Below are 3,753 nucleotides of genomic sequence, written 5' to 3' on the forward strand. Positions count from 1 at the left end.
GAGGCCGCGGCGCCCCGAGAAGGCCAAAGCCCCGTCCTCACCGCCAACCGCCGTGAGACCGTGGATCAGAAGATCGTCCGGCTGTTCGAGCGCAACGGCGCGGACTTCGGGTCCCGGACCGCGCTCGACTATCTGCCAAGGTCGAGGCCTTCACCGCCAACCCGCCGCCCGGGACCGAACGGGTCGAGCGGCCGAACGGCGACGTCCTGCTCTACCAGGCCTCGACCAACACCTTCGCGGTGGTGTCGGGCGAGGGCGTGCCCAAGACCATGTTCAAGCCGCGCGACGGCGCCGCCTACTGGGCCGAGCAGAAGGAACGCGCGCCCACCTTCGGCCAGCGTCGCCGGGATCAGGAGTAGGGATCGACCGGCGCGAGGAGGTCAGTCCTCGTCCGTCTCCTTGCGGTCGGCCATGTCGCGGATCAGCTCCAGCGCCAGCTTCTGCTGCCGGCTGGAAAGCTGGGGCGCCAGGCGGCCGATCTCGATCGTGTAGCGGGTCGCCGGGAAGTCGTGGTCGAAGGCCGCCACGCCCTCGGCCATGCCCGCGATCTGAGCGCCCGTCAGGCCTTCGAAGAAATAGCCGATATCCACCTTGAAGAAGCGGGCGATGTCCCACAGCTTCGACGCCGAGATGCGGTTGGCGCCCTTCTCGTACTTCTGGATCTGCTGGAACGTCAGGCCCAGCGCGCGGCCGAGGTCGCTCTGATTGTAGCCTAATGCAAGCCTCTTCTCGCAGACCCTGCGCCCCACGTGCCGGTCTACGGGATGAGGTCCGTCCTCGCCCTTGCCTCTCGCCATCGTCCCTCGCCTCAAGTCGCTTCAGCGCAGCTTGCATGCGCCCCTCGACCCGGCCTGTCATCAAAAAACACCAAAAGGGAGAGCGCCCCGAGCGCCTCGGTTGCAACGGCTCCGAAGCCCCTCCCGCGTGGCGGGAATCCGGGCGTTTCGCAGGGCTTCGGCTGCCTTCAGGCGTCGGTTTCGACGGACCGCCGCGCGCGCAGCCGGCCCCAGGGCGCGGCCGTCGCCAACCCGGCCAGGACCGCCAGCCAGAACAGCAGATCGCCGACGCGGCCGTACAAGGTGACCGCCGCTGGCCGAGGCAGGCGGGCGTCGATGACGCCGCTCTCGCCGGGATCCAGCCGCTGGTCGCCGACCACCCGCCCCCACGGGTCGATCATGGCCGAGACCCCGGTCGGGGTGGAGCGCACCACCGGCAGGCCCGTCTCGATGGCGCGGTAGCTGGCCAGGTTCAGATGTTGCAGCGGACCCGAGGTCCGGCCGAACCAGGCGTCGTTCGAGATGTTGACGATCCAGCCCGGCCGGCCCGCGGCGCCCGGGGTGAAGCCCGGATACAGGCTCTCGTAGCAGATCAGCGGCTGGGTCCGCGGAACGCCGGGAATGTCGATCGGAGCCGGCCGCGGACCGGGGCTGAAGTCCAGCGGCATATGGGTCAGGCTGCGCACGCCCAGCGCGCCCAGGACGTCGCCCGCCGGCAGGTACTCGCCGAACGGCACCAGCCGATACTTGTCGTAGGCCGACGCCACCTCCGGGACCGGGCCGCCCGTGTTTCGCACCAGGAACAGGCTGTTGTAGTAGCGCGCGCCGGCGGGGGCGCGGTCATCGGGCTCGCCGCGGCCCAGACCGACGATCAACGTCTGTCCCGGCTGAAGCGCGCGCTGGATCTGCTGCGCTTCCGGCGCGCCGGCGGCGAAGACGTCGTTGGCCGCGGCGGGCAGGGCGCCCTCGGGCCAGATCACCAGGTCGGGCAGGGCCGCGCCTGGGCGGCCCGTCAGGTTCACATAGCGGTCGACGATGCCCTGATAGGCCTCGGGCGACCATTTCGATTCCTGCGCCACGTCGGCCTGGACGATGCGGACCAGGGTCGGCGTCAGCTCCAGCCGCGCCTGTGACAGCCGCGCCGTTCCGCCGACCAGCAGGGCCGCGACCGCCAGGACGCCCAGAACGGCGGTGACCACGCGCGCCTTGCGCGGTCCCGGCGCCAGCAGCGGGCCGAAGGCCGCGCGGCCGCCACGGTGACGAAGCTTAATCCATAGACCCCGGCCGTCGCCGCGAACTGCGACGCGGCCGAGCCCGCCTTCCAGCTGGCCCCCGCGGGGTTCCACGGGAAGCCGGTCAGCACATGGCCGCGCAGCCACTCCAGCAGGCAGAACAGCGCCGCGAAGGCCAGAACCCGCTTCATGCCTGCGGGGGTGAAACGGCGATAGAGCGCCGTCGCCGTCCCCCAGAACAGGCCCAGCCCGATCGGCAGAAGCGAGGCGGCGAAGGGGGCCATCCAGGCCTGGGCGGGATTGACCAGGAAGGCCTCGGCCACCCACCAGCAGCTGATGAAGAAATAGGCGAAGCCGGCCAGCCAGCCCATCCAGAAGCCGCCCCGGACGGTCGCCGAACGCTCGGCCAGGATCATCAGCACCGCATAGCCCAGCAGGCCCGGAAGCAGGCCGAACGGCGGATGCGCCAGCGCGGCGGCCGCCCCGGCGGCCAGCGCCAGCGCGATGCGGCCCAGGCGCAGGATCAGCCGTGATCGGGGGCTGTCGTCGTCAACCGTCGCCGTAAGGATGTTCATGGCTCTCGTATGGGTCCGCGACGCCCAGGCTGGCAAGGATGGATCGCTCCTCGGCCTCCATCGCCTCGGCCTCATTCTCGTCCTCGTGGTCGCGGCCCAGCAGGTGCAGGACGCCGTGCACCGTCAGATGGGCCAGATGGTCCGCCAGCGTCTTGCCCTGCTCCGCCGCCTCTTGGACGCACACGCCGTGGGCCAGCACCAGGTCGCCCAGGTGCGGCCGGGCGCTCTCGGCCGCCGGGAAGGACAGGACGTTCGTCGGCTTGTCCTTCGCCCGAAACCGGGCGTTCAGGTCCCGGATGGTCGTGTCGTCGGTCAGCAGGACCACGATGTCGCCCCCGGCGGTCGAAGCCGCCTTCAGGGGCCGCCGCCGCCGCGCGTTCGGCGACCGCCGCCGCCGTCGGCAGCGCCGACGTCCAGGCCAGGTCCTCGACCTCCACCTCGATCACCGGCCGGAGTCCTCGAGGTCCGGCGTCGGTCGGCTCCGCGCCGCGTCGGCGTCGTAGGCCCGCACGATCCGCTCGACCATGGCGTGGCGCACGACGTCCTGGGCCTCGAACCGCTGCACCCCCACGCCTTCCACCCCGTCCAGGATGCGCAGCGCGTGCCCCAGGCCGGAATCACGCGGGTTCAGCAGGTCGACCTGCGACGGGTCGCCGGTCACCACCATGCGCGCCCCCTCGCCCAGCCGGGTCAGCACCATCTTCATCTGCAGCCGCGAGGTGTTCTGCGCCTCGTCCACGATGATGAACGCGTGCGCCAGGGTCCGGCCGCGCATGAAGGCGATCGGCGCGGCCTCGATCTCGCCCTTGTCGCGCCGCCGGCGGACGTCGTCGGGCCCCAGGATGTCGTTCAGCGCCTCCCAGATGGGGGCCAGATAGGGATCGACCTTCTCGTTCAGGTCGCCCGGCAGGAAGCCGAGTTTCTCGCCGGCCTCGACCGCCGGCCGGGTGATGACCAGGCGATCCACCTGCCCGCGTCTGAGCAGCGAGGCGCCGTAGGCCGCCGCCAGGAAGGTCTTGCCGGTCCCCGCCGGACCGACGCCGAAGGTCAGCTCGCAGCGCGACAGCATTTCCAGGTAGCGGGCCTGGGCCGCCGTCTTGGGGGCGATGGCGCCCCGCCGGCCCACGGGCAGGGCGATGGCGTCGGGCGCGACGCTTCCCTGGCCCCGCG

Annotated in this window: 3 protein-coding genes and 1 pseudogene; all 4 read right to left on the bottom strand. The window is 71.5% G+C overall.

Annotated elements, in window-relative coordinates:
* Positions 1-380: 380 nt before the first annotated feature.
* Positions 381-797, bottom strand: a complete 417-nt coding sequence (locus AC2W7C_RS14715) for a helix-turn-helix domain-containing protein (RefSeq protein WP_486002089.1) — start codon at positions 795-797, stop codon at positions 381-383.
* A 167-nt stretch (positions 798-964) separates the two neighbouring features.
* Positions 965-2,535: pseudogene (lnt, locus tag AC2W7C_RS14720) on the bottom strand (apolipoprotein N-acyltransferase).
* 22 nt (positions 2,536-2,557) lie between these two features.
* Complete coding sequence (gene ybeY / locus AC2W7C_RS14725) at positions 2,558-2,908, bottom strand: rRNA maturation RNase YbeY (RefSeq protein ID WP_486002090.1); 351 nt, start codon at positions 2,906-2,908, stop codon at positions 2,558-2,560.
* Between the two features lie 117 nt (positions 2,909-3,025).
* On the bottom strand, positions 3,026-3,753 hold a 728-nt coding region (locus AC2W7C_RS14730), incomplete at its 5' end, for a PhoH family protein (protein ID WP_486002091.1).

Source organism: Brevundimonas sp. CURTG3B2_SDJG (assembly GCF_057364705.1).

Bases quoted from the DNA above. Each gene is read 5' to 3' on its own strand.
- AC2W7C_RS14715 (WP_486002089.1), bottom strand. From the start codon at position 797: ATGGCGAGAGGCAAGGGCGAGGACGGACCTCATCCCGTAGACCGGCAC.